This window comes from Mesorhizobium silamurunense (assembly GCF_014843905.1).
Classification (GTDB): domain Bacteria; phylum Pseudomonadota; class Alphaproteobacteria; order Rhizobiales; family Rhizobiaceae; genus Mesorhizobium; species Mesorhizobium silamurunense.
Genome location: NZ_LPVS01000018.1, coordinates 1 through 22,306, shown reverse-complemented (window position 1 = coordinate 22,306; position 22,306 = coordinate 1). Strand labels below are relative to the sequence as shown.

Sequence of the window (22,306 nt, the reverse complement as noted above, 5' to 3'; positions counted from 1 at the left end):
GCAGAATTCCTCGTTTTTCTAAAGGTTTCTTTCTGCAGTATGGTGGCGTTAATGAGCGCCATCGACCACACCATCGACCATCGCGATGTCATCGCCTCGCTGAGCAATGAGGAGCGCGGCCGGCTGACCGGCAAGTCGGATGTGCCAGGCCTCGTCCAGTTCGCCGTCCATATCGGCGCCATCGTCGCCCTCGGCACGCTGATCGCGGCCAAGGTGCCGTTCTGGCCGCTCCTGATGCTGCTCCAGGGCATCGTGATCGTGTTCCTGTTCACGCTGCTGCACGAGACCGTGCACAGGACGGCGTTTGAGACGCAGTGGCTGAATGACGCCGTCGCGCGGCTCTGCAGCCTGGCGATCGCGCTGCCCGCCGATTGGTTCCGCTATTTTCATTTCGCGCATCACCGCTTCACCCAGGATCCGGAGAACGATCCGGAATTGGCCTTCCCGAAGCCCGAGACCTTGCGGCAATACATTGTCCACGTCTCGGGCCTGCCGATGTGGTGGGGCCATTTCAAGACGCTCTACATCAATGCGACTGGCGACTGCCGGGACAGCTATGTGCCGGCGAAGGGCCTGCCGAAAGTGCAGGCCGAGGCGCGGGCCATGATCGCTTTCTACGTCGTCGTGCTGGCGCTTGCCGTCTGGTTCAAGGCAAGCGTGCTGCTTTATGTCTGGATCGTGCCGGCGCTGCTCGGACAGCCCTTCCTCAGGCTTTATCTGCTGGCCGAGCATGGCCGCTGCCCCCTCGTCGCCAACATGCTGGAAAACACCAGGACGACGCTCACCAACTGGGTCGTGCGCAAGCTCGCTTGGAACATGCCCTATCATGCCGAGCACCACGCCTATCCCGGCGTGCCGTTCCACCAGCTGCCGGCGTTCCATCGGCTGATCGCGCGGCATCTGAAAGCGGTCGAGCCCGGCTATGTAAGCTTCCACGAGAAATACATCGAGACGCTGCGCTGAGGGGCCGAAACGTCTGGCGTCAGCCGGATCGGCGCATCGACGCTTGCGAGCGCAGCAGCCGGCTCATTTCGGTTGCCTTGGCCGGCACGCCGATCAGAAAACCTTGCGCCTCGCCGCAGCCGGCCTTGCGCAGCATGTCGAGCTGCGCTTCGGTCTCGACGCCTTCGGCGGTGACGGTGACGCCAAGCTCGGCGCCGAGCCCGATCACGGTGCGCACGATCGCCGCCGTATCGCGCTTGTCGAGGTCGCGGATAAACGAGCGGTCGATCTTGATCTTGTCGACGGGGAAGCGCCGCAGGTAACCGAGCGAGGAATAGCCGGTGCCGAAATCGTCGAGCGCGATGCGAACGCCGAGCCCGCGCAACTGGCCGAGCGTCCTCAGCACTGTTTCGCTCTCGTCCATCATCACCGTCTCGGTGATTTCGAGTTCCAACCGGCTGGCCGGCAGACCGGAAAAGGCGAGCGCCGAGATCACGCCGCGGGCGAAGCTGCCGCTCTTGATCTGGGCCGCCGAGACGTTGACCGCCATGCGCATGTCCCGCGGCCAGCCCGCTGCCACGCCGCAGGCCTTGCGCAGCGCCCAGTCGCCGAGCTGCACGATCAGCCCGGTCTCCTCTGCCGCCGCGATAAAGTCGTCCGGCGGCACCAGCCCGCGCGACGGCGAGCGCCAGCGCATCAGCGCCTCGGCGCCGACGATGTCGCCGGACGTGATGTCGAGGATCGGCTGGTAGTCCAGCTCGAATTCGCGCCTCGGGAGTGCGGCTTCGAGATCGGATTCGAGCGCCCGGCGCTCCCGCACCATGGCGTCCATGCCCGGCTCGAAGAAGCGGTAGATGTTGCGGCCCTCGCTCTTGCCCCGGTAGAGCGCCATGTCGGCATTGGTGAGCAGCGTGTCGGCATCCTGCCCGTCGGCGGGATAGAGTGCGATGCCGAGGCTGACGCCGACATGCATCTCGCGGCCCTTGTCGCGATAAGGCTTGCCGATCACCTCGATAATGCGCTTGGCAAGCTTTTCGGCATCGGCCGCGCCCTTGATATTGGACTGGATGATGGCGAATTCGTCGCCGCCGAAACGGGCCACCACGTCCTTCTCGCTGCGCAGGCGGCGCTGCAGGCGCTCGGCCACGCATTTCAGCAGCCAGTCGCCGGCCGGGTGCCCGAAGGTATCGTTGACCGCCTTGAAGCGGTCGAGGTCGAGCGAGAAGATCGCCAGCGGCGCGGCCTTGGCCTCGCTCAGCGCCTGGTCCAGCCGCTCGCGGAACATCGAACGGTTGGGCAGGTTGGTCAGCGTGTCGTGATGCGCAAGATGCGTCATGCGTTCTTCGGTGCGGCGTCGTTCGGTGACATCGTCGAAAGTCACCACCCAGCCACCGCCGCCCATCGGCTGACGCACGACGAGAAACGTCCTGCCGTCGGCAAGATAGCGGTAAGTCGACTGCATCTTGCCCGCCCGAAGGGCGGCTTCGGTCTTGGCGACTTCGCTGTCGACGTCGATCTTGGTGTAGATGCCGAGTTCCAGCAGCCGTTCGAGCGCGTCGCGATGCGTCGTTCCAAACGGGAAATCGGCCTCGGCGACCTTGTAGAGCTCCAGAAAACGTTGATTGCGCACGATCATCTTGCCGTCGGCGTCGTACATCAGCAGGCCTTGCGACATGTTGGCTAAAGCGGCGTTGAAGCGGCGGTGCTGCTCCTTCAGCTCCTCCTCGGCGCGCCGCTGCACGGTCACGTCCTCGTAGATCGACACCCAGCCGCCGGAGGCGAGCGGCCGGTGCGAGATGACGATGATGCGCCCGTCCGCCAGCGTCTCCTCATAGATCGAGGGCTTCGCGCCGTCGATATAGGGCTTTCGGACGGCATAGAGCTGCTCGGCGCTTTGCGAGGCGATGCCGATATCGACGCTGTGCTGCAGGATGTCGAAGAAGCGGATGCCGGGCTTCATGACCTTGGCGTCGAGGCGGAAGAGGTCGACGTAGTTGCGGTTGCAGATGATCATGCGCTCGTCGGCATCGAACATGCACAGGCCATGCGACATGTTTTCGACGGCAGCCGAAAAGCGCTCGTTTTGCGCGCGCAGTTCCTCGGCTATTCGCCGCGCCGGGCCAATACCGGTTGCTTTCCGCTTGCCCGCGGCCGAACCAGCCTTGACATGAGCGACGGGCATGAGCGCGCCTGCTGACCGTGACTGAACATGGTACTGTCGCGGTTGCCGGTTAATTTAGCGTTCTTTTACACTGTTGAATTGGCGGCAAGAAAAGCTTGCCGCTTGGCCTCAAGCATTGTGAAACGCTTCAGAAATGCCGCTTGCGCCCACGTCACCGAGCGCGGCGTGAAGTCGAAGCGGTCGGCGGAAAAGCCGCGCGGCCGGCCGAAATATTCGGTCGCCTCCGCCGTCGAGAAGCCGGCGAGCAGCGTCGCCTCGTAATAGGCGGCGATCTGGTCGGCGCGCTTGATGTCCTTGCGCAAGGCGGCGCCGAGCTCGGCCGGCAGCGAGAAGCGCAGATGGATGGCGCGCTGCAGCCTGAGCTCGCAGTCCTTGTAGGAGCCGCCCATCACCGACTTGAAGGGCGAGATCATGTCGCCAATGACATATTCGGGCGCGTCATGCAGCAGCGCGGCAAGCCGCGCCTCGGCCGAAGCGGCCGGCACCAGCTCGCCATACAGCGCCTCGACCAGCAGCGAATGCTGCGCCACCGAAAAGGCGTGCTCGCCGCTGGTCTGGCCGTTCCAGCGCGCGACGCGGGCGAGACCATGCGCGATGTCGGCAATCTCGATGTCGAGAGGCGAGGGGTCGAGAAGGTCGAGCCGCCGGCCGGACAGCATGCGTTGCCAGGCGCGCGGCGGCGCTCCCGCCCTGTCGGCCGCCATCAGGCCTCCTCCGCGCCGACGGCATCCTGCGGGAAGGTAAATTTTGCCCAAGCCGGGATGGCGAGGATGATTGGCGTCTCACCGGCCATGATCGCATCGCAGGCATCAAGCGCTGCCTTGACGCGGTCGATGCGGGCGATGGCGAGGCCGCGTCCGCCGCTTACCGAACCCAGAGTGCCGACGGGCCGGCCATTGACAGTCACCTCCGTGCCGCTCGGGGGCAGCGAGCCAGCGGCAGCGGCAATCAGCACACGGCGTCGCGCGGTGCCGCGATGCTGCATGCGCGAGACCACTTCCTGGCCGACATAACAGCCTTTCTTGAAGCCGACGCCGCCGGTCTCGTCGAGCAGGACGTCATGCGGAAAGGCGTCGCCGAGCTGGTAGTCGGAGCCGCTTTCCGCGATGCCATTGGCGATGCGCAGGGCCTGCCAGGCGCCGGCGTCGCCATCACCCGCTGCGTCGCCATAGACCCGCCTGACCGCTACGTCGCGGAAGCGGGCGTCGGTAAGCGCCGTTGATTGAGCCCCGATTGAATCAAAATGTGAGGCGGTTGAATCATTACCCCACGAGACCGTGACAAATACCTGATCCTGCTTGGCAATCTCGGCCTTTGCCCTTAGCCGGTAAAGCATCAGCCGGCGCACGAAATCGTCGGCGATGTCGGCCCGGCATTCCAGGCGCAAGCCGTTGTCTCCGGCCCTTGAGATCAGGAAGTCGAACAGGATTTTGCCCTGCGGCGCAAGCAGCGCGCCAGGCTTTGCTTCGCCCGGGCCGAGCGCATCCAGATCGGTGGTGAGGATGTTCTGCAAGAAATGCTCGGCATCCGGGCCTGACACGGAAATGAGCGCGCGGTCTTTCAGCAGGGCAAAGGGCATGAGCGGCCTGATCTTGCAAAAATGATGGTCATTACGTAAGCCGGCCTCACTCCCCCCGCAAGAGATTGGACCTGTCCATGGCAACCACTTTCGACCTCATCCTGACAGGCGGCACTGTGGTCAACCATGACGGCGAAGGCCGGCGCGACGTCGGCGTGAAGGCCGGGCGCGTTGCCGCAATCGGCGATCTCGGCCAGGCATCGGCCGGCGAGACGATCGACTGCAATGGCCTGCACGTCCTGCCCGGCGTCGTCGATAGCCAGGTGCATTTCCGCGAGCCGGGCCTGGAGCACAAGGAAGATCTGGAGACAGGCTCTCGCGCCGCTGTGCTGGGCGGCGTTACCGCCGTCTTCGAGATGCCCAACACCAATCCGCTGACCACCAGCGAGGCCGCCCTTGCCGACAAGGTGCGGCGCGCCACGAACCGCATGCATTGCGACTTCGCCTTTTGGGTCGGCGGCACGCGCGACAATGCCGGCTATGTCGGCGAGTTGGAGCGGCTGCCGGGCGCGGCCGGCATCAAAGTGTTCATGGGCTCGTCCACCGGCGACCTGCTGGTCGAGGACGACGAAGGGGTGGCTTCCATCCTGAAGAACACGCGCCGCCGCGCCGCCTTTCACTCGGAGGACGAGTTCCGCCTGCGCGAGCGGCTTGGGTTTCGCGTCGAGGGCGATCCCTCGTCTCATCCGGTCTGGCGCGACGAGATAGCGGCGCAGCGCTGCACCGAGCGCCTGGTGCGCATCGCGAGACAGACACGCGCGCGCATCCACGTGCTCCACATCTCGACGGCCGAGGAGATACCCTTCCTCGAACAGCATAAGGATGTCGCCACCTGCGAGGCGACGCCGCATCACCTGACGCTGACGGCGGACGACTATGCGCGGCTCGGCACGCTGATCCAGATGAACCCGCCGGTGCGGGCGGCGCGCCATCGCGACGGCGTCTGGCGCGGCATTCATGAAGGCATCGTCGATGTGCTGGGCTCCGACCATGCGCCGCACACGCTCTCCGAGAAGGCAAAGCCTTATCCGGCCTCGCCCTCCGGCATGACCGGCGTCCAGACGCTGGTGCCGATCATGCTCGACCATGTGAACGCCGGCCGGCTCACCCTGCAGCGTTTCGTCGACCTCTCCAGCCACGGCCCGCAGCGCATCTTCGGCATGGCGAGAAAGGGCCGCATCGCCGCCGGCTACGACGCCGACTTCACCGTCGTGGACCTCAAGCGTCGCGAGACCATCACCAACGCGCAGGCCGGCTCCAGGGCCGGCTGGACGCCCTATGACGGCAGGCAAGTCACCGGCTGGCCGGTCGGCACGATCGTGCGCGGCAACCGGGTGATGTGGGAGGGCGAGCTCGTTACGCCCGGCCAAGGCATGGCGGTGGAGTTTTCCGAGGCGCTGCCGGCCTAGGCTTCGTCGGCGTGGATTTCTTAAGCGCTCTGCACTATTTTTAGGGGCGCCATGACCGCAAACATCGCGCCCATTGTTCCCGCAAGGTTTCCGCAACTCCAGGCGCTCGCCTGGAATCGCGATACGGCGCGCCCGATCCCTGCGGAAGAGGCATTTGCGCTATACGAGCGCAACTGGCGGTTCGTTGATCAAGAGCGTCTTACGGTGCGTGAAAAGCTGCTTATAAGGAAGTTGGCTGACAAGTTCGGTCATGGCATCCTTTTGACCACCTCGTAAGGTTTCGCTTTCCTCTCTTCTTGAACGTCTTCTCGCAGCAATCAATCAAAGCAGGAAACACCGCGAGCTGAGGTCATGAAGGAGTTCAGAAAGCCCGAACACAGGATCATGGCCGAAGCCCTCGGACTGATGGACCGCGACTTCCTGACTGCCATTGTTATGAAACTCGGCGAATATCGGCGGTCGCTGGATCTGGATTTCCTCTGCGCCGACGCCGACGGCTATCGCGAACTGCGGACGCGAGCGTCAGAGCTTGGTGTCGGAGGCTTTTTCCCTGAACCCGTCGAAGGGGCAGTCGATCAGATTCGAAGTCGTTCGTGAGGGCCGCATCCAGTTGCAAGGTCAGTTCGACGACGATTTGGACATCCCAGCCCTCATTCCCGCGGACATGTTCGCCGAGAAGCTTTTGGCGAATGCCGATCGGTGCCAGGATCGCGCAACCGCATATCGTGATGCCTTCGATCTCGGAATGTTGGTCAAGGCTTATGGGAAAATCCCAGCCGACGCCCTCGGCAAGGCCCAGGCCGCGTATGGGGCTGATATCCAGCGCAAGGTCGCATGGGTAGTGAACCGGCTTCAAGATAAGGGCGAGTTGCGCGATGCGGCCCAGGCTTTGCAGATGGATGCCGAGTTCTGCGGCGGGAAGTTGCCCGGATATGGCCGGAGGCCCAGATCGAAAAAGGATGAGGCGTCGTTGGCGAAAACTCAATCCCCGGCGACGAAGAACAGCCACTGGCCGGTGGGCGTGATGCCGACGCGGTAGAAGATATAGGCGCCGAACTGCTTCATGTCGTCATAGTCGCTCGCGGTGACGAGCTTGAACAGCTCGACGCGTTGCCTGGGGTCGAGCTTGTCGAGCGGCAGCGCGAAGAAATACGGCCAGACATAGAGTTCCTGCGGAGTGCCGGTGTCGACATGGACATAGCCGGCGCTGAGCACCTCTTCCAGAATGGCGAGAATCTCCTGGCCGTCGCCGTCGCCGGAGAGCCCCTTGAGGAAGGTGACCGGGTCGCCGTCGATGTCGCCGAGCGACAGCTGCGTCATGGATTCGCCCGAGCCGATCAGCGGCCGAAGTTTCTCGATGTCGCCGCTCTTGCAGGCCTCGATGATCAGGCCGTGCATGCGTTTGACCGGTTCGGGAAGCTTGTCGAGGTCGTAGACGACCGGTGGCGGCGGCGCATCCGGATCGGAGCGCGGGCTGGTGATGCCGCCGCTGCCGGTTGGCGCCTCGGGCTCGCTCTTGTCCGTGTCGTCGGCCGGCTGGCCGTCGTCGGAGGGTTTGGTGCCGGGCGGCGCCGGTATCGGCACGGTGGTTCCCGGAGCGGCCGTGTCGTTACCGGCAGGCGGCGTGACCGGCGAGGGCAGGTCCTCGCGCTGTATCTCGCTCAGCGCGTAGGATGGCGTGCTGGCGAGGCAGATCGCCAGCGGAACGGCGCAGCAGGAAGCGGCAATCCATATGCTAAGGATCAGCCCGCGTGGGCGGCCTGACATTGAAAATCTCACCCCTTGGCTCTCCATGATTCCCGGGCTCGCTAGAGCAATTCTAGGAAAAGTGTGTAACGGTTTTCCGCCCGGAATTGTGAAAAAACAAATGGCTAGGCGCGTAAGCATGATGCCCGCAGGTCGCCGTCAAAAGTCGCTATTGGAAAGCGAGCGGGCTAGTGCTTGAACCGTTCCGGCTCGAACGCGCCGGAGATGACCTTCTCGCGCATGCGGTCGAGCAGGGCCAGTGCGGAGGTTTCACCATTAGTGCGTAACATCTCGCCGAAGGCGGTCTCAAGCGCCGCCTCGGCAATGATTTCGGGCTCGATGCCGGCCGACAAGCCTTCAGCCCAGGCTTCGCTGTGGCTCTCCACGGCGGTCAGGCGCTTTTCTTCCCTGACCAACGCGTCGATGTCGCTGACACCATGTTCCATTGCGTGTCCACCTTTTCAAGCATCGATCCGGCAAGGGATCGACGATTGACTTGCCAGTTCATACGCAGCCTAGGATAAGTAATTGTAAATACGACATTTTTGCGGTCGCAATCTACATTTCGAGCTAGGCTGTGCTCGATCCGGGCCGAGCTTAGCCGATTAGGCCGGCTTTCGGCATTAAAACCTTCAGTTTGAGTTAATTCCGCATTTGCGCACTAACGTTTCATTAACACAGTTGCACAAGCGCAACACAATGATTGCACCAAGGCGCAGCCCGACACAATAAGGCGCGTCACATTGGAGCCAATTCCTGGTGGATTATGCTCAATTTCCGTAGCGGGAAGCGATATCGCGTGACAGCGTCTCGCCTTCCTTCATGTAACGGGCGATGGCCTCGGTGGCCGAAGGTGTGCATTGCGTGTAGGTGCCGCTAAAGGAGCGGTAGCCGCGGTTGAAGGAGGCGATGAAGCGGGCGCGCCGCTCGGGGTCCGGGTTTTCCGATTCGAGCAGCTTTTCCATCTCGACCCGCCACCGGTCGCCCTTCTCGCCGCATAGATTGCGCAGGAAATGCAGCGAGCCCAGCACCTCGGCGAGCCGCATCAGCCCGGGCTCGAACGGCGCCTCTGCCGCGAGTGTCGGCCGCGCCGCGACGGCCATGCTGATGGCAAGGCATGCGGCGAGGAGGGGAGAGGCGCGGGTCATCAAAGCCTTGCGATGGAAGGGTAAGGCTTTGTGGCTAAACATTTTGTCGCCTGCAAGGCGATTCTTCGAGGGTTATAGCCCAGCCTCTTGCGAAGGCCTCAGCAACTCCGCGGCTACCTCCAGCACCGCATCGGCGAGCGGCATCTCCGCCATTTCCGCCAACGTGTAGAAGGCCGCCGTCTCGGCATCGTCGCTTGCCACCGGCTCGCCGCCGGCATGGATCGCACCGAACACCGTCAGCAGATAATCGACGGCGTGATTCTCACTGATGCCGTCGATATGGATGTCGCGCAGCACGCGGTAATCCTTAGCCTCGAGCCCGGTCTCCTCCGCAAGCTCACGCGCCGCGGCTTCTTCCAGCGTTTCGCCCGGCTCGACCTTGCCGCCGGGATAGGCATAGAACCCTTGCGAGGGCGGCCGCGCGCGCTTGACCAGCAGCACCGTCTTGCCGCGCACGACGGCTACGGAGACAGCGGGGACTATCTTGCGTGGTTCCATGACGAAAGCAGCCTGTTGTGGACCGACTGGCCGGGCTCAGCATTAGCGGTTGCGGCGCCGCGGTTCCATCGCCACTTTTGTGGCGCCTCAATTCGAAGAGCCTCGATCCATGTGCGGACGCTTTGCCCTGACCGCCACGCCGGGCCAGACCGCCGCCTTTCTCGGCCTGGCGGAGCTGGAGGAGTTTCCGGCTCGCTACAACATCGCCCCGACGCAGCCGGTGCTGATGGCGCTCGCAGGTCCGCCGCGTGCGCCGGGCTCCAACCTGCCGGATCGCCAGGCGATGCTGGTGCGTTGGGGCCTGATCCCGGCCTGGGTCAAGGACACCAGGGAATTTCCGCTGCTCTTCAACGCCCGCTCGGAAGGCGTGTTGGAAAAGGCCTCGTTCAAAACCGCCATGCGCCATCGCCGCGCTCTTGTGCCGGCCTCAGGTTTCTATGAATGGCAGCAGTCGGGCAGCACTAAGGGCCAGCCCTACTGGATCCGGCCGAGGCGCGGTGGGACGATCGCTTTCGCCGGCCTGGTCGAGACCTATGCCGAGCCCGGCGGCTCCGAAATGGATACCGGCGCTATCCTGACGACCTGTGCCAATGCCGGCATCGCCCATATTCACGACCGCATGCCGGTGGTGATCGACGAGCGCGACTTCGCCCGCTGGCTGGATTGCCGCACGCAGGAGCCGCGCGACGTGCTCGACCTCTTGAAGCCTGCCGAACCCGATTTCTTCGAGGCTGTCCCGGTTTCCGACCTTGTCAACAAGGTCGCCAACACCGGGCCGGAGATTCAGGAGCGGGGTGTCGTCGGGCCTCAGCCCGAGAGGATCAGGCGCCAGAAGCCCGGCGCGGACGAAAACCAGATGACTCTGTTTTAGCGAAGGCTGTTAACGGAGGCCTTCATTCCCAGGGCGCGCATCGGCGTCGCCCTCATCGTCGGCGCCTCACTACAGGAGGTCGCGCCGGTCGTGCCTTTTCAGGCGGCGCGCGGCGAAACGATCTTCTGCGCCGGCTTCTTCTTCTTCGCGGTATGCAGAAGGGCTGCGACGATTGCCGCCGGGCCGATCGCGCGATAGTGCTTGGTGAGCGGCTGTTGCGGCGGTCGGCTCTGTTCCTGCTTGCTTCGTGGCATTGTTCTCTTCCCTGGTAACGTTTTCGTGTCCCGCGTTTGCCGGCCGATTCGGACCAAATCGTGACACCCGGCGGGTCTAGCCGGCGAATGTTTCATCACTGTGCCGACATGTTTAATAAAACGTTTCGGCCCGTCTTTACCTGTGATCCGACGACATCTTTCCCGTTTTGAGCGACTTGACGGCAACACCGCCGGGCGCGATAAGGCCGCCCATGAAAACGTCTTTCGCCATTTGTGGCATTTGCATTATTGGCTAGCCTCGCGCTGGTCCGGACGTTTTCGCCTTATCTTCCCCCAGATTGGACAAACGCCCCGGCCAGCAGGCTGGAGTCCGCTTTGCGCTTCGGCGCAAGGTGGGTTTGCGAGTAACCAACCGGGAAGGCACGCATGTCTGACGCATCGAAGGGCCTCAGCCTCTACAACACGCTAACGCGGGCGAAGGAGCGTTTCGTTCCGATCGATCCGAAAAACGTGCGCATGTATGTCTGCGGCCCGACCGTCTACGACTTTGCCCATATCGGCAATGCGCGGCCGGCGATCGTCTTCGACGTGCTGTTCCGTTTGCTGCGCCAACTCTACGGCGAAAGCCACGTCACGTATGTGCGCAACATCACGGACGTCGACGACAAGATCAACGCCAGGGCGCTTCGCGATTTCGGCGCGGAGATCGAAGCCGGCAAGCTCTCGCTCAACGATGCCATCCGCAAGGTCACCGAAAAGACCGCCGACCAGTATCACAAGGATGTCGCCGCGCTCGGCTGCCTGGAGCCGACTTTCGAGCCGCGCGCCACGGAGTTCGTCGCGCCCCGCGCGGACGGCAAGGCCGACATGCTGTCGTTGATCAGGCAGTTGATCGAGCGCGGCCACGCCTATGTCGCCGGCGGCGAGGTGCTGTTCGACACCGCCTCGATGCCGGACTATGGCGAGCTTTCGAAGCGCAATCTCGACGAGCAGCAGGCAGGCGCCCGCATTGCCGTCGATGAGCACAAGAAGAACCCCGGCGATTTCGTGCTGTGGAAGCTCTCGAGCCCCGAAGAGCCGGGCTGGGAAAGCCCGTGGGGCAGGGGCCGGCCCGGCTGGCACATCGAATGCTCGGCCATGTCGGCCGCCTATCTCGGCGAGGTCTTCGACATCCATGGCGGCGGCCTCGACCTGATCTTCCCGCACCACGAGAACGAGATCGCGCAGTCGCGCTGCGCCCACGGCACCAAGGTCATGGCCAATGTGTGGATGCACAACGGCTTCCTGCAGGTCGAGGGCCAGAAGATGTCGAAGAGCCTCGGCAATTTCTACTCGATTCATGAGTTGTTGGAGACCGAGACCTTCGGCGGCCGCAAATGGCCGGGCGAGGTGCTGAGGCTGGCGATGCTGATGACGCACTACCGCGAGCCGATCGACTTTTCCGTGCGCAAGCTGGAAGAGGCGGAAAACACGCTGCGCAAATGGAAGCGCGCGGCGGACTTGGCGCCCGCGGCGGCGAAGAACCTGCCGGCCGATGTGCTGGAAGCGCTGTCCGACGACCTCGCCACCTACGCCGCTTTCCAGCGGCTGACGCAGCTTGCCGGCGAGGCGATCGAGTTCAGCGGCGACGGCGAGAATGCCGCCGCCGCTTCGCTGAAGGCTGCACTTGCCTTCCTCGGCTTCGACGTCGGCGCCGCCAAGGTGGACGAGACGGCGGTTGCCAAGGCGATCGCGGATCGTCTGGAGTTCATCGCCGCCAGGAACTGGGCCGAGGCCGACAGGATCCGCGAGGAGCTCTTGGGGGAGGGCGTGCAGCTCAAGGACGGCAAGGACCCCGCCACGGGCCAGCGCGTGACGACGTGGGAGGTAAAGCGGTGAGGGTGCCTGCTCATATGGCGGGAACGGAGAGGTTGGCGCCAAGCACCCCCTCTGTCCTGCCGGACATCTCCCCCTCAAGGGGGGGAGATTGGACGTCGCCTTGGCTTTCGCCAATCGCAGAAGTCGATGATTGGGCGTCGTCGGCGAAGCTGCTGATCTCCCCCCTTGAGGGGGAGATGTCCGGCAGGACAGAGGGGGGCGCCTCGCGATGACCCATTATCCTGTATCTCCCGTCAATCGCGGCAATGCGCGCAAGATGCGCAAGCAAATGACAGATGCCGAATTGAAGCTTTGGAATGAGATACGCGCTCATCGGCTCATGGGACTGGCATTCCGACGTCAAATGCCGATAGCTGGCTACATTGTCGATTTTGCCTGCCCCTACAAGAAGCTGATCGTCGAGCTGGATGGCTCCCAGCACGCATCGCCTGAAGTTTCGGCGTCTGATACCGCGCGAACCGTGAGGCTTGAAGCGCTAGGCTGGACCATCCTGCGCTTCTGGAACGACGACGTGATCCGCGATATCGACAATGTCTGCCAGCACATCGTCATCGCGGCCGGCCTGGCCGGTGCCGAAGTGCCGGAACCAGCAAGGGAGGCAGTTCCATGATCGACCATCTCGGCATTAGCGTTTCCGATTTCGAAAAGTCCAAGGCCTTCTACGACAAGGCGATGGCGCCGCTGGGTGCCTCGCTGCTTTACATGGTGCCGGAGGAATATACCGGCGGCGCCAAGGTCGGCGGCTATGGCCGCGACCGGCCGGTGTTCTGGGTGAGTGCGGGCAAGGAGAAGCCGAAGGACCGCCAGCATGTCGCCTTCACCGCGCGCAGCCGCGCCGAGGTCGACGCTTTCCATGCCGCGGCGCTTGCGGCCGGCGGCAGGGACAATGGCGGGCCGGGCCTGCGCCCGCATTATCACCCCAACTATTACTGGGCCTTCGTCTTCGATCCCGACGGCAACAATGTCGAGGCGGTCTGCCATGATCCGGAGTGAGCCCGTGAATCGGCCCATGAATCGGAGCGAGCCATGAGCCTCGACAACCGACCGGTCTATACGGGCGGCTGCCAGTGCGGCGCGGTGCGCTTCCGCGTCGAGGGCACGCTGGGTGATGCCTCGATCTGCCATTGCCGCATGTGCCAGAAGGCGAGCGGCAATTTCTATCTGCCGCTGGTCTCGGTGCGTGGCGCCAGGCTCGACTGGACGCGCGGCGAGCCGAAGCGCTTCCGCTCGTCCAGCGCGGCATGGCGCGGCTTCTGCGCCGAATGCGGCACGCCGCTGACCTTCGAGGCGCCGGACGGCGTGGCGCTGGCGATCGCCGCCTTCGACGATCCGGCCGGCATCGCGCCGACGATCCAATGGGGCGTCGAGGCGAAGCTGCCCTATGTCGACGGTATTCCGAAACTGCCGTCCGAGGCCACGATGGCCGACATTTCGTCCGCGCCTTATCTTGCCGAGCTCGTCTCCTATCAACATCCCGATCACGACACCGACCGATGGCCGCCGGAGGAAAGACCATGACCGACCAAGTTCGAACAGGCGGCTGCCAATGCGGCGCCGTGCGCTTCCGCATCAAGGGCAAGCTTGGCCGCCCGTCCATCTGCCACTGCCGCATGTGCCAAAAGCAATTCGGCAATTTCTTCGGCGCGCTGGTGACGGTGCCGAAGGACGGCGTCGAATGGACCCATGAGGAGCCGAGCTATTTCCAGTCCTCGGTCAATATCGATCGCGGTTTCTGCCGCCGCTGCGGCACGCCGCTGACCTACCGCCAGCCCGGCGCGCTGGAGATCGCCATCGGCGCCTTCGACGACCGCTCGGATCTGGCGCCGCAGATCCAGGTCAACTACGCGGTGCGGCTGCCCTGGGTGGAGAAGATCTTCGAGGCGCCGATCCATGACGACCCCGATTACTATCGACGGCAGGAGCAGATCATCTCCTTCCAGCATCCCGACCGCGAGACGGCCAACTGGCCGCAGCAGGGCCTAAAACTATGACGATCCACGCCAGTTCCTTGCGCACGCTTTATCCAGAGATCGAGCCGTTTGAGACCGGCATGCTCGATGTCGGCGACGGCCACACCATCTACTGGGAGCGTTCCGGCACCAAGGGCGCCAAGCCGGCCGTGTTCCTGCATGGCGGCCCGGGCGGCACGATTTCGCCAAAACACCGGCGGCTGTTCGACCCGAAACTCTACGACGTCATCCTGTTCGACCAGCGCGGCTGCGGGAAATCGACGCCCAACGCCTCGCTGGAAGCCAACACCACCTGGCATCTCATCGCCGACATCGAGCGGCTGCGCGAGATGGCGGGCTTCGACAAATGGCTGGTCTTCGGCGGCTCCTGGGGCTCGACGCTGGCACTCGCCTATTCCGAGACGCATCCGGAGCGCGTCAGCGAGCTCGTCGTGCGCGGCATCTACACGCTCACCCGCGCCGAGCTCGAATGGTACTATCAGTTCGGCGTCTCGGAGATGTTCCCCGACAAGTGGGAGCGTTTTCTCGCGCCGATCCCCGAGGCAGAGCGCGGCGACATGATGGCCGCCTACCGCAAGCGGCTGGTGGGCACGGACCGTAAGGCACAGGTCGAGGCAGCCCTTGCCTGGAGCCTCTGGGAAGGCGAGACGATCACGCTCCTGCCGGAGCCTGAAACTAGCACGCCCTTCGGCCAGGACGATTATGCGGTGGCGTTTGCCCGCATCGAGAACCACTATTTCGTCCACGCCGGCTGGCTGGAGGAAGGTCAGCTGCTGCGCGACGCGTGGAAGCTCAAGGACATTCCCGGCACCATCGTCCACGGCCGCTACGACATGCCGTGCCCGGCACGCTATGCCTGGGCGCTGCACAAGGCCTGGCCGAAGGCCGATTTCCACCTCATCGAAGGCGCCGGCCATGCCTATTCGGAGCCGGGGATTTTGGATCGGCTGATCCGGGCGACGGATCGGTTTGCGGGGAAATGACGATGCCTGCTTGCGCTCTACGGTGAAGGATCGCAGCTTTTCGAGCTACAGCCATGACAAAACACCGCCTCTATCTCTTCGACACCACCCTCCGCGACGGCCAGCAGACGCCGGGCATCGACTTTTCCGTCGAGGACAAGATCGCGATTGCGAAGCTCCTCGACGAGTTCGGCATCGACTATGTCGAGGGCGGTTATCCCGGCGCCAACCCTACCGACACCGCCTTCTTCCAGAAGAAGCGCACGGCGAATGCCAGTTTCGTCGCCTTCGGCATGACCAAGCGGGCAGGGGTCTCCGCGTCCAACGATCCGGGGCTGGCGGCGATCGTGCAGTCGAAATCCGATGCCATCTGCTTCGTCGCCAAGAGCTGGGACTACCATGTGCGCGTCGCGCTCGGCTGCACCAACGAGGAGAATTTGGAGTCCATAAAAGTCTCGGTCGAGACAGCCGTCGCAGCGGGCAAGGAAGCGATGGTCGACTGCGAGCATTTCTTCGACGGCTTCAAGGCCAATCCTGGCTATGCGCTGGCCTGCGCCAAGACCGCCTACGACGCCGGCGCGCGCTGGGTGGTGCTGTGCGACACCAATGGCGGCACGCAGCCCTCGGAGGTGCGCGCCATCGTCGAGACGGTTATCGCCGGTGGCATCCCGGGCGACCATCTCGGTATCCACGCGCATGACGACACCGGCCAGGCGGTGGCCAATTCGCTCGCCGCCGTCGAGGCCGGCGTGCGCCAGATCCAGGGCACGCTGAACGGCATCGGCGAGCGCTGCGGCAACGCCAATCTGATCTCCATCATCCCGACGCTTTCGCTGAAGCCTGCCTTCGCCGATCGCTTCGAAACAGGCATTTCGGCCGAGGCGCTGACCGGCATCTCGCGGCTCTCCCGCGCCTTCGACGAATTGCTCAACCGCGCCCCGGAAGCGCAGGCGCCCTATGTCGGCTCGTCCGCCTTCGCCACCAAGGCCGGCATCCATGCCTCGGCGCTCGCCAAGGAGCCGGCGACCTACGAGCATGTGCCGCCGGAAGCGGTCGGCAACCGCCGCCGCGTCATGGTCTCCGACCAGGGCGGCAAGGCCAATTTCCTAGCCGAGCTGAAGCGGCGCGGTATTGAGATGCCGAAGGACGATTACCGGCTCGACGCGCTGATCGCCGTCGTCAAGGAGCGCGAGGCCGAAGGCTATGCCTATGAGGGCGCCGACGCCTCGTTCGAGCTGCTGGCCCGCAAGATGCTGCACGGCCTGCCGGAGTTCTTCAACGTCACCTCGTTCCGCTGCATGGTCGAGCGCCGCTTCGATGCCAACGGCAATCTGAAGACCGTGTCCGAGGCCATCGTAAAAGTGCTGGTCGACGGTGAGGAGAAGATGTCGGTGGCCGAAGGTCATGGCCCCGTCAATGCGCTCGACATCGCGCTGCGCAAGGATCTCGGCAAATACCAGAGCGAGATCGTCGACCTCGAGCTTGCCGACTTCAAGGTGCGTATCCTCAACGGCGGCACCGAGGCCATCACCCGCGTTCTCGTCGAATCGCACGATTCCACCGGCGCCCGCTGGTGGACGGTCGGCGTGTCGGAAAACATTATCGACGCCTCCTTCCAGGCGCTGATGGATTCGATCGTCTACAAGCTGATGAAGAACCGCGAGATGGCCGGGCTGGTGGCGGCGGAGTAGGGCTGCCGTTTTTTCCTCGCCCCCGCAAAGCGGGGGAGAGGTGGTCCGGCGAAGCCGGGACGGAGCGGGGGGCGACCTTCGTGAAGCCAGAGTCCGAGAAGAATAGGACTCGATTGCCTCATGCCGCCCGTCTGGGCTCCAAATCACCGTTTCCGCGCTCTACGAAGACGCCGCCCTTGAACCATCAGCGGAAGTCCGTTGATCCATCATAATTTTGCGATGGTCTTGAATGTCCGGCTGGGCCATAGCGTTGGGCCATGGTCACCGAAACAGCTCTCCTCGACGCAGACACCAAGGCCCGCCGTGGCTTCCTGCTGGCGCTCGGCGCCTATTTCCTGTGGGGGCTGCTACCCTTCTACATGAAGGCGGTGGCGCATCTGCCGCTCGCCGAGGTGATCGCCAACCGCGTCGTCTGGTCGGTGCCGATCGCCGCTGCCGTGTTGATCTGGGCAGGTCGAACGGCCGATTTCAAGGTCGCGATCCGCACGCCGAAGAGCATCAGTATGGCGGCGCTGACGGCGGTACTGATTTCGATCAACTGGGGCATCTATGTCTGGGCAATCGCCGTCGACCGCACCGTCGAGACCGCGCTCGGCTATTACATCAATCCGCTGGTCAGCGTCGTCGTAGGCGCGCTGCTGCTCGGTGAGCGGCTGGACCGGCTGCAGATCGCGGCGGTGGCGCTGGCAGCGATCGCGGTGGCGGTACTCACCGTCGAGGCCGGCAAATTGCCCTGGGTATCGCTGGCGCTGGCCTTTTCCTTTGCCGCCTACGGCTTCTTCCGCAAGACGCTGCCGATCGGCCCGAGCCAGGGCTTCCTGCTCGAAGTGCTGCTGCTCTCGGTGCCGGCGCTCTGCTACATCGCCTACCTGATCGCCACCGGCCAGGACCATTTCATCTCCAGCAACGCCACGGACACCGCGCTGCTGATCGGCTGCGGACCGGTGACCGCGGTGCCGCTGCTGCTCTTTGCCTTCGGCGCCAGGCTGCTTCGCCTCTCCACCATCGGCATCATGCAGTACATCGCGCCGACCATGGTCTTCCTGATCGCCGTGCTGATCTTCGACGAGCCCTTCGGCACCACGCAGGCCATCGCCTTCGCGCTGATCTGGACGGCGCTTGCGATTTACAGTTGGTCGATGTTCAGGGGCCGGGAGGTCCGCCAGCCGGCGCCGGCGACGAGATAAAGCAATTCGAGGAAAAGCGTGAAGCGCTTTTCCGTCCGGAATTGCGTCAAAACAAGGAGGGGGCGCCTAATGTACGTTCTGCACATTGGCAACAAGAACTATTCGTCCTGGTCGCTGCGGCCGTGGGTGCTGATGCGTACCCTCGAAATTCCCTTTGAGGAGCGGCTGACGCCGTTCCCGACCGGATCGAGTTTCAGCCTCTTCCGGTCGTTCTCGCCGAATGGCCGCGTGCCGTGCCTGGTCGATGACGGCTGGGCGGTCTGGGATTCGCTCGCCATCGCGGAATATCTAGCCGAGCGCCATCAGGGCGTCTGGCCGGCGGACGCCAGGGCGCGCGCCTGGGCACGCTCGGCCGCCGCCGAAATGCATTCGAGCTTCACCGCACTCCGCAACCTGTGCCCGATGAGCTGCGGCGTGCGCGTCGAGCCGTTCCCGATGTCCGGCGCGCTGAAGCACGATCTCTTCCGCCTCGGCGACCTCTGGAACGACGGCCTCGTCCGTTTCGGCGGACCGTTCCTGGCCGGCGACCGCTTCAGCGCCGTCGATGCCTTCTTTGCCCCGGTGGCCTTCCGGGCGCAGTCCTACGGCTTGGCGTTCGAGGGCGCTGCCGCCGCCTATCCGAAGCGGTTGCTCGACATCCCTGCAATGCGCGAATGGTACGAGGCCGGCCTCGCCGAGACATGGCGCGAGCCTGACCATGAGGCGGAAGTCCACGCCGCCGGCACCCTCGTCGAGGATCTGCGCGCAAGCGCGTAAGGCGCTAACCGCGCCCGAATCGCCGAACGATCATGTAGACGATACCGGCGATCGCGATCGATATCGCCGTCACCAGCCAGAAACCCAGCGGCGTATCGACCAGCGGCAGCCCGCCGACATTCATGCCGAACAGGCCCGAGATGATGGTCATCGGCAACAGCACCGCCGTCATGACGGAGAGTATGTAGAGCAGCTGGTTCGACTGTTCGGTCAGTTTCGCCATCAGCTCGTCCTGCAGAAGCCGGGTTCGCGCCTGCAACTGCTCGCCGTCGTGATGCAGCGTGTGCGCGCGGTGCGAGAGGCGTGTGGCCATGTCGTTGATCGGATCCGGCAGGTCGTCGCGATGCGAATGATCGAGATGGCGGAAGAGGTTGGTGAGCGTGGCCATCTGGCGGTGGATGATCACCAGATGCCGCCGCGCATCGACCAGCGCCTGCCGCTCGCTATGCCATGCGTCGCAGACGATGCGGTCTTCGATGCCGTCGAGCGTGTCGCCCATCTTGTCGAGCTCGCCCGCCATGCCGTCGAGCGACTGGCCCATCACCGCCTCGATCAGCTCGGACGGTGAGCGGAATTTGCGCGTGCCGCTCTCGACCAGCTTGCGTATCTTGTCGACCGACTCCAGCGGCTGCTTGCGCGCGCCGATCAGCATCTTCTCGTTGAAGGCGAAGCGGAAATGCGTGAGCCCGCGCGCCTCGGCGAAGTCGTGCCGGAGATCCGGCAGATCGCCGTAGAGGAAGTCGTCCTCGAAGTCGATATGGCAGCCGTGGCTGGGCGAAAGGAAGGCCTCGCGCACCGGCGTCGGCAGAGCCTGCTCGGCGCCGATCTCCTTGCGGGCGCGCATGTCCGATATCTGATAGCTGCGCCACGTCCAGTGCGCCTCGGCGGGGTCCTTGGTGCGCACACCTTCCGCGGTGAAATGATAGATGAAGAACAGGCCGTGCTCGTCTGGCAAATAGGGCGACAGGTCGGTGCCTTCGTTGGGGACAGCGATATTCATGGCGGCTTCGCCGGCTGTTGATGCGGTCGGGTCGCGGGGGGCGGCCAGGCGGCGTTCTAACACGCACAACCCCGATTGCGTGTGACAGTCCGATGACGATCGGCGCCCCGCTGGCCTTCGCGCCATTGCGATAGCAATTCCGTGCTTCCCGAAAAATTCTTCCGCTTCCCGGGAATAAAGCCCGGACGTTCCGGGTCTTGCTGTGTAGCGAGGCCATCCTCCCAAGGCACGCATCAACAAATTCGAGAAGGAATAGCCATGAACAGAACCGTCCTTACCCTTGCCGCCATCCTCGTTGCCACCGGCGGCGCCTTTGCCGGCAGCGATCATTTTTCCTCGACCAATGCCGGTCAGCCGGCCGCTGCCGTCGACACCACCTACACCGCTTCGATCGCGAAGCCGGACATGGCCCGCCACGACATGAAGCCGGCGGCCAAGATCGCTGCGGAAGAGCCCGGCCAGGGCATTTGGGGTCGCTGAGCTAGGGCCTGGACCGAAGGTCCGGGCCGGTGAGGAAGGCACGCCTCGCCGGGTCCGAAACCAGAAGTCCCGGCCTCCCGGCATCGCAGGTCCCAGTCAGACCTGTCGGTTCCGGTTTCGCAGTCGGCGGAGGGCAGCACCGGCGCCCTCCGCCATTCTCCGCATGTTCGACCAAGTGCCGCCATCACCGCCAACCGCAGCCACTAGAGGAGACTTCTGATGTTCAACATGACACGCCGAATGGTGCTTGGATCTGCCGCGGCCGCAGCCGCCTTCGGCATTGCCGGCAAGCTGGAATTCGCCCCCGCGGCTCACGCCGAAACCCCGGTCGAGCCGCTGGTCGGCTTCTACAAATACAAGGTGGGCTCGCTCAAGGTCACCGCCGTCTATGACGGCATTTGGCGCAAGCCCCACGACCCGGCCTTCATCAAGGACGTCTCGGTCGACGACACCAAGGCGGCGCTCGCCAAGGCGGGGCTGACCACTGATTTCATGCCGATCCCGCTGACCGTCGTGGTGCTGCAGATGAACGGCCGCACCATCATGATGGATGCCGGTTCCGGCGTCGGCCAGTGGCAGGCCAACGCCACGCATCTGCCGGCCAACATGAAGGCCGCCGGCATCGACTACAAGGCGATCGACACCGTCATGATCTCGCATTTCCACCCGGACCATGTCTGGGGCTTGATGGAGAAGGGCACCAACGCGCCGGTCTTCCCGAATGCGGAGCTGATCGTCAACGCCACCGAATACAATTGGTGGACCGACCCCAGCCGGCTCGCCAAGCTGCCCGAAGGCCGCAAGCCGGCGGGCAAGCGCATCGCCGAAAACTTCCCGAAGTGGAAGAACTGGAAGCTGGTCGACGACGGCACGGAAGTGGTGCCCGGCATCCGCATCATGGCGGCGCCCGGCCACACGCCCGGCCACTCCGTCTACCATGTCGATGCCGGCTCCGAGCAGTTCCTCGTCTCGGCCGACACCATGTACGTGCCGGCGCTGCTTGCCCCGCATCCCGAATGGCAGGGCGCCTACGACCAGGACGGGCCGATGGCGATCACCACAAGGCACAAGCTCATCGACCAGGTGATCGCCGACAACGTCCGCATCTGCGGCTCGCACTTCCCGTTCCCTGGCACCGGCAGCTTCGTCAAGGACGGCAACGCCTATGCCTTCACCCCGACCCAGATCTGAATCGAATTCCGAAGACAAAGAGACAACTCCAATGAAACATGCACTTTTCGCGGTGCTCGGCGCCATTGCGGTGCTGACCGCAGCCCCGATCGCCATCGCCGTGCCGGCCTATGCCGTGGACGACATCGAAGGCGCCGACGCGCCGGACCTGACGGCCGTGAAGGCCAAGATCGACGCCAAAGACTATCACGGCGCGCTGGCCGACCTGCGCGACCTTGCACAGGACACCCAACAGGCCGACGTCTATAATCTGCTCGGGTTCACGCTGCGCAAGACCGGCGACTACCAAACCTCGCTCACCTACTACAGCAAGGCGCTGGAGCTTAAGCCCGACCACAAGGCCGCCCATGAATATCTTGGCGAGCTCTATGTCGAGACCGGCGACATGGCCAAGGCCAAGGAGCAGCTCGCCTCGCTGCAAAAGCTCTGCCCGGCGGGCTGCGTGGAGCTTTCGGACCTTAAGCAGGCCATCGACACCAAGGTGACGAAGTAACGCGACCTGTTTCCTCGCCCCCACAAAGTGGGGGAGAGGTGGCCGCGAATCGGCCGGAGAGATCCCATGAGGCGACGGGCGGCGGAACTCAGGTAAGGTTTCGGGGTC

At 64.0% G+C, this 22,306-nt stretch carries 25 protein-coding genes and 1 pseudogene; 17 read left to right on the top strand and 9 right to left on the bottom strand.

Annotated elements, in window-relative coordinates; translation table 11 throughout:
• Nucleotides 1–72 precede the first annotated feature (72 nt).
• On the top strand, nt 73–963 hold the full coding sequence (locus tag AU465_RS04640; protein WP_192244529.1) for a fatty acid desaturase family protein: 891 nt from the start codon (nt 73–75) through the stop codon (nt 961–963).
• Nucleotides 964–982: 19 nt separating this feature from the next.
• On the opposite strand, the gene AU465_RS04635 is transcribed toward AU465_RS04640, so the two are convergent.
• From AU465_RS04635 to ygfZ, 3 genes are all read right to left on the bottom strand, one after another.
• Nucleotides 983–3,124 carry a putative bifunctional diguanylate cyclase/phosphodiesterase gene (locus AU465_RS04635; RefSeq protein WP_192244457.1) on the bottom strand — a complete coding sequence of 714 codons (2,142 nt, stop codon included), beginning with the start codon at nt 3,122–3,124 and terminating at the stop codon, nt 983–985.
• A gap of 65 nt (nt 3,125–3,189) precedes the next feature.
• The gene (locus AU465_RS04630; protein ID WP_192244455.1) at nt 3,190–3,828 is read right to left on the bottom strand and encodes a YfbR-like 5'-deoxynucleotidase; all 639 of its coding nucleotides are present in this window, start codon (nt 3,826–3,828) and stop codon (nt 3,190–3,192) included.
• Entirely contained in the window at nt 3,828–4,703 is an 876-nt protein-coding gene (gene ygfZ, locus AU465_RS04625) for a CAF17-like 4Fe-4S cluster assembly/insertion protein YgfZ (protein ID WP_192244453.1), read from the bottom strand. Before ygfZ ends, AU465_RS04630 begins: the two co-directional genes overlap by 1 nt.
• 77 nt (nt 4,704–4,780) lie before the next feature.
• On the opposite strand from ygfZ, the gene AU465_RS04620 reads away from it, so the two are divergent.
• From AU465_RS04620 to AU465_RS36210, 3 genes and pseudogenes are all read left to right on the top strand, one after another.
• Complete coding sequence (locus AU465_RS04620) at nt 4,781–6,112, top strand: dihydroorotase (protein ID WP_192244451.1); 1,332 nt, start codon at nt 4,781–4,783, stop codon at nt 6,110–6,112.
• 51 nt (nt 6,113–6,163) lie between these two features.
• A complete protein-coding gene (locus AU465_RS04615; RefSeq protein WP_192244449.1) occupies nt 6,164–6,388 on the top strand; it encodes a hypothetical protein in 225 nt (74 codons plus the stop codon).
• A gap of 75 nt (nt 6,389–6,463) precedes the next feature.
• Nucleotides 6,464–7,151: pseudogene (locus AU465_RS36210) on the top strand (nucleotidyl transferase AbiEii/AbiGii toxin family protein).
• On the opposite strand, the gene AU465_RS04605 reads toward AU465_RS36210, so the two are convergent.
• From AU465_RS04605 to AU465_RS04590, 4 genes are all read right to left on the bottom strand, one after another.
• The gene (locus AU465_RS04605; protein ID WP_192244447.1) at nt 7,094–7,891 is read right to left on the bottom strand and encodes a hypothetical protein; all 798 of its coding nucleotides are present in this window, start codon (nt 7,889–7,891) and stop codon (nt 7,094–7,096) included. The pseudogene AU465_RS36210 and the gene AU465_RS04605 overlap by 58 nt on opposite strands.
• Before the next feature lie 155 nt (nt 7,892–8,046).
• Entirely contained in the window at nt 8,047–8,304 is a 258-nt protein-coding gene (locus AU465_RS04600; protein ID WP_192244445.1) for a hypothetical protein, read from the bottom strand.
• Nucleotides 8,305–8,628: 324 nt separating this feature from the next.
• Entirely contained in the window at nt 8,629–9,006 is a 378-nt protein-coding gene (locus tag AU465_RS04595) for a TIGR02301 family protein (RefSeq protein WP_192244527.1), read from the bottom strand.
• Between the two features lie 72 nt (nt 9,007–9,078).
• A complete protein-coding gene (locus tag AU465_RS04590) occupies nt 9,079–9,504 on the bottom strand; it encodes an NUDIX domain-containing protein (protein WP_192244442.1) in 426 nt (141 codons plus the stop codon).
• A 109-nt stretch (nt 9,505–9,613) separates the two neighbouring features.
• Here AU465_RS04590 and AU465_RS04585 point away from each other — a divergent pair, with 109 nt between their 5' ends.
• Nucleotides 9,614–10,375, top strand: a complete 762-nt coding sequence (locus AU465_RS04585; RefSeq protein WP_192244440.1) for an SOS response-associated peptidase — start codon at nt 9,614–9,616, stop codon at nt 10,373–10,375.
• Nucleotides 10,376–10,473: 98 nt separating this feature from the next.
• On the opposite strand, the gene AU465_RS04580 is transcribed toward AU465_RS04585, so the two are convergent.
• A complete protein-coding gene (locus AU465_RS04580; RefSeq protein WP_096874974.1) occupies nt 10,474–10,629 on the bottom strand; it encodes a hypothetical protein in 156 nt (51 codons plus the stop codon).
• A 387-nt stretch (nt 10,630–11,016) separates the two neighbouring features.
• Between AU465_RS04580 and cysS the strand changes: the two genes are divergently transcribed.
• The 9 genes from cysS (at nt 11,017) to AU465_RS04535 (ending at nt 19,034) form a co-directional block, all read left to right on the top strand.
• Nucleotides 11,017–12,468: a cysteine--tRNA ligase gene (gene cysS, locus AU465_RS04575; RefSeq protein WP_192244438.1), complete on the top strand. Its 1,452-nt coding sequence runs from the start codon at nt 11,017–11,019 to the stop codon at nt 12,466–12,468.
• A 208-nt stretch (nt 12,469–12,676) separates the two neighbouring features.
• Nucleotides 12,677–13,078 (top strand): endonuclease domain-containing protein, encoded by a 402-nt coding sequence (locus tag AU465_RS04570; RefSeq protein WP_192244436.1) that lies wholly within the window; start codon nt 12,677–12,679, stop codon nt 13,076–13,078.
• Nucleotides 13,075–13,461, top strand: coding sequence for a VOC family protein (locus AU465_RS04565; RefSeq protein WP_192244434.1), 387 nt, complete (start codon nt 13,075–13,077; stop codon nt 13,459–13,461). The genes AU465_RS04570 and AU465_RS04565 overlap by 4 nt, the downstream gene beginning before the upstream one ends.
• Nucleotides 13,462–13,494: 33 nt before the next feature.
• Nucleotides 13,495–13,986 (top strand): GFA family protein, encoded by a 492-nt coding sequence (locus AU465_RS04560; RefSeq protein WP_192244432.1) that lies wholly within the window; start codon nt 13,495–13,497, stop codon nt 13,984–13,986.
• Entirely contained in the window at nt 13,983–14,459 is a 477-nt protein-coding gene (locus AU465_RS04555) for a GFA family protein (protein WP_192244430.1), read from the top strand. Before AU465_RS04560 ends, AU465_RS04555 begins: the two co-directional genes overlap by 4 nt.
• On the top strand, nt 14,456–15,421 hold the full coding sequence (gene pip, locus AU465_RS04550) for a prolyl aminopeptidase (protein ID WP_192244428.1): 966 nt from the start codon (nt 14,456–14,458) through the stop codon (nt 15,419–15,421). Before AU465_RS04555 ends, pip begins: the two co-directional genes overlap by 4 nt.
• Before the next feature lie 53 nt (nt 15,422–15,474).
• On the top strand, nt 15,475–17,091 hold the full coding sequence (gene cimA / locus AU465_RS04545) for a citramalate synthase (RefSeq protein WP_192244426.1): 1,617 nt from the start codon (nt 15,475–15,477) through the stop codon (nt 17,089–17,091).
• Nucleotides 17,092–17,348: 257 nt separating this feature from the next.
• Nucleotides 17,349–18,278, top strand: coding sequence for an EamA family transporter RarD (gene rarD, locus AU465_RS04540; protein WP_192244424.1), 930 nt, complete (start codon nt 17,349–17,351; stop codon nt 18,276–18,278).
• 69 nt (nt 18,279–18,347) lie between these two features.
• Nucleotides 18,348–19,034, top strand: a complete 687-nt coding sequence (locus tag AU465_RS04535; protein WP_192244422.1) for a glutathione S-transferase family protein — start codon at nt 18,348–18,350, stop codon at nt 19,032–19,034.
• A 4-nt stretch (nt 19,035–19,038) separates the two neighbouring features.
• Here AU465_RS04535 and AU465_RS04530 read toward each other — a convergent pair whose 3' ends face one another.
• Nucleotides 19,039–20,034 carry a transporter gene (locus tag AU465_RS04530; protein ID WP_192244420.1) on the bottom strand — a complete coding sequence of 332 codons (996 nt, stop codon included), beginning with the start codon at nt 20,032–20,034 and terminating at the stop codon, nt 19,039–19,041.
• Nucleotides 20,035–20,292: 258 nt separating this feature from the next.
• On the opposite strand from AU465_RS04530, the gene AU465_RS04525 reads away from it, so the two are divergent.
• The 3 genes from AU465_RS04525 to AU465_RS04515 all read left to right on the top strand — a co-directional run bounded on the left by AU465_RS04525 (nt 20,293) and on the right by AU465_RS04515 (nt 22,198).
• Complete coding sequence (locus AU465_RS04525) at nt 20,293–20,514, top strand: DUF680 domain-containing protein (protein ID WP_192244418.1); 222 nt, start codon at nt 20,293–20,295, stop codon at nt 20,512–20,514.
• Nucleotides 20,515–20,733: 219 nt separating this feature from the next.
• A complete protein-coding gene (locus AU465_RS04520) occupies nt 20,734–21,705 on the top strand; it encodes an MBL fold metallo-hydrolase (RefSeq protein WP_192244416.1) in 972 nt (323 codons plus the stop codon).
• 31 nt (nt 21,706–21,736) lie between these two features.
• Entirely contained in the window at nt 21,737–22,198 is a 462-nt protein-coding gene (locus AU465_RS04515) for a tetratricopeptide repeat protein (protein ID WP_192244414.1), read from the top strand.
• Nucleotides 22,199–22,306 lie beyond the last annotated feature (108 nt).

Bases quoted from the DNA above. Each gene is read 5' to 3' on its own strand.
- AU465_RS04555 (WP_192244430.1), top strand. From the start codon at position 13,983: ATGACCGACCAAGTTCGAACAGGCGGCTGCCAATGCGGCGCCGTGCGC.
- ygfZ (WP_192244453.1), bottom strand. From the start codon at position 4,703: ATGCCCTTTGCCCTGCTGAAAGACCGCGCGCTCATTTCCGTGTCAGGC.
- cysS (WP_192244438.1), top strand. From the start codon at position 11,017: ATGTCTGACGCATCGAAGGGCCTCAGCCTCTACAACACGCTAACGCGG.
- AU465_RS04520 (WP_192244416.1), top strand. From the start codon at position 20,734: ATGTTCAACATGACACGCCGAATGGTGCTTGGATCTGCCGCGGCCGCA.
- AU465_RS04570 (WP_192244436.1), top strand. From the start codon at position 12,677: ATGACCCATTATCCTGTATCTCCCGTCAATCGCGGCAATGCGCGCAAG.
- AU465_RS04590 (WP_192244442.1), bottom strand. From the start codon at position 9,504: ATGGAACCACGCAAGATAGTCCCCGCTGTCTCCGTAGCCGTCGTGCGC.
- AU465_RS04580 (WP_096874974.1), bottom strand. From the start codon at position 10,629: ATGCCACGAAGCAAGCAGGAACAGAGCCGACCGCCGCAACAGCCGCTC.
- AU465_RS04515 (WP_192244414.1), top strand. From the start codon at position 21,737: ATGAAACATGCACTTTTCGCGGTGCTCGGCGCCATTGCGGTGCTGACC.
- AU465_RS04630 (WP_192244455.1), bottom strand. From the start codon at position 3,828: ATGGCGGCCGACAGGGCGGGAGCGCCGCCGCGCGCCTGGCAACGCATG.
- AU465_RS04525 (WP_192244418.1), top strand. From the start codon at position 20,293: ATGAACAGAACCGTCCTTACCCTTGCCGCCATCCTCGTTGCCACCGGC.
- AU465_RS04595 (WP_192244527.1), bottom strand. From the start codon at position 9,006: ATGACCCGCGCCTCTCCCCTCCTCGCCGCATGCCTTGCCATCAGCATG.
- AU465_RS04560 (WP_192244432.1), top strand. From the start codon at position 13,495: ATGAGCCTCGACAACCGACCGGTCTATACGGGCGGCTGCCAGTGCGGC.
- rarD (WP_192244424.1), top strand. From the start codon at position 17,349: ATGGTCACCGAAACAGCTCTCCTCGACGCAGACACCAAGGCCCGCCGT.
- AU465_RS04620 (WP_192244451.1), top strand. From the start codon at position 4,781: ATGGCAACCACTTTCGACCTCATCCTGACAGGCGGCACTGTGGTCAAC.
- AU465_RS04635 (WP_192244457.1), bottom strand. From the start codon at position 3,124: ATGCCCGTCGCTCATGTCAAGGCTGGTTCGGCCGCGGGCAAGCGGAAA.
- pip (WP_192244428.1), top strand. From the start codon at position 14,456: ATGACGATCCACGCCAGTTCCTTGCGCACGCTTTATCCAGAGATCGAG.
- AU465_RS04530 (WP_192244420.1), bottom strand. From the start codon at position 20,034: ATGAATATCGCTGTCCCCAACGAAGGCACCGACCTGTCGCCCTATTTG.
- AU465_RS04615 (WP_192244449.1), top strand. From the start codon at position 6,164: ATGACCGCAAACATCGCGCCCATTGTTCCCGCAAGGTTTCCGCAACTC.
- AU465_RS04585 (WP_192244440.1), top strand. From the start codon at position 9,614: ATGTGCGGACGCTTTGCCCTGACCGCCACGCCGGGCCAGACCGCCGCC.
- AU465_RS04535 (WP_192244422.1), top strand. From the start codon at position 18,348: ATGTACGTTCTGCACATTGGCAACAAGAACTATTCGTCCTGGTCGCTG.
- cimA (WP_192244426.1), top strand. From the start codon at position 15,475: ATGACAAAACACCGCCTCTATCTCTTCGACACCACCCTCCGCGACGGC.
- AU465_RS04600 (WP_192244445.1), bottom strand. From the start codon at position 8,304: ATGGAACATGGTGTCAGCGACATCGACGCGTTGGTCAGGGAAGAAAAG.
- AU465_RS04565 (WP_192244434.1), top strand. From the start codon at position 13,075: ATGATCGACCATCTCGGCATTAGCGTTTCCGATTTCGAAAAGTCCAAG.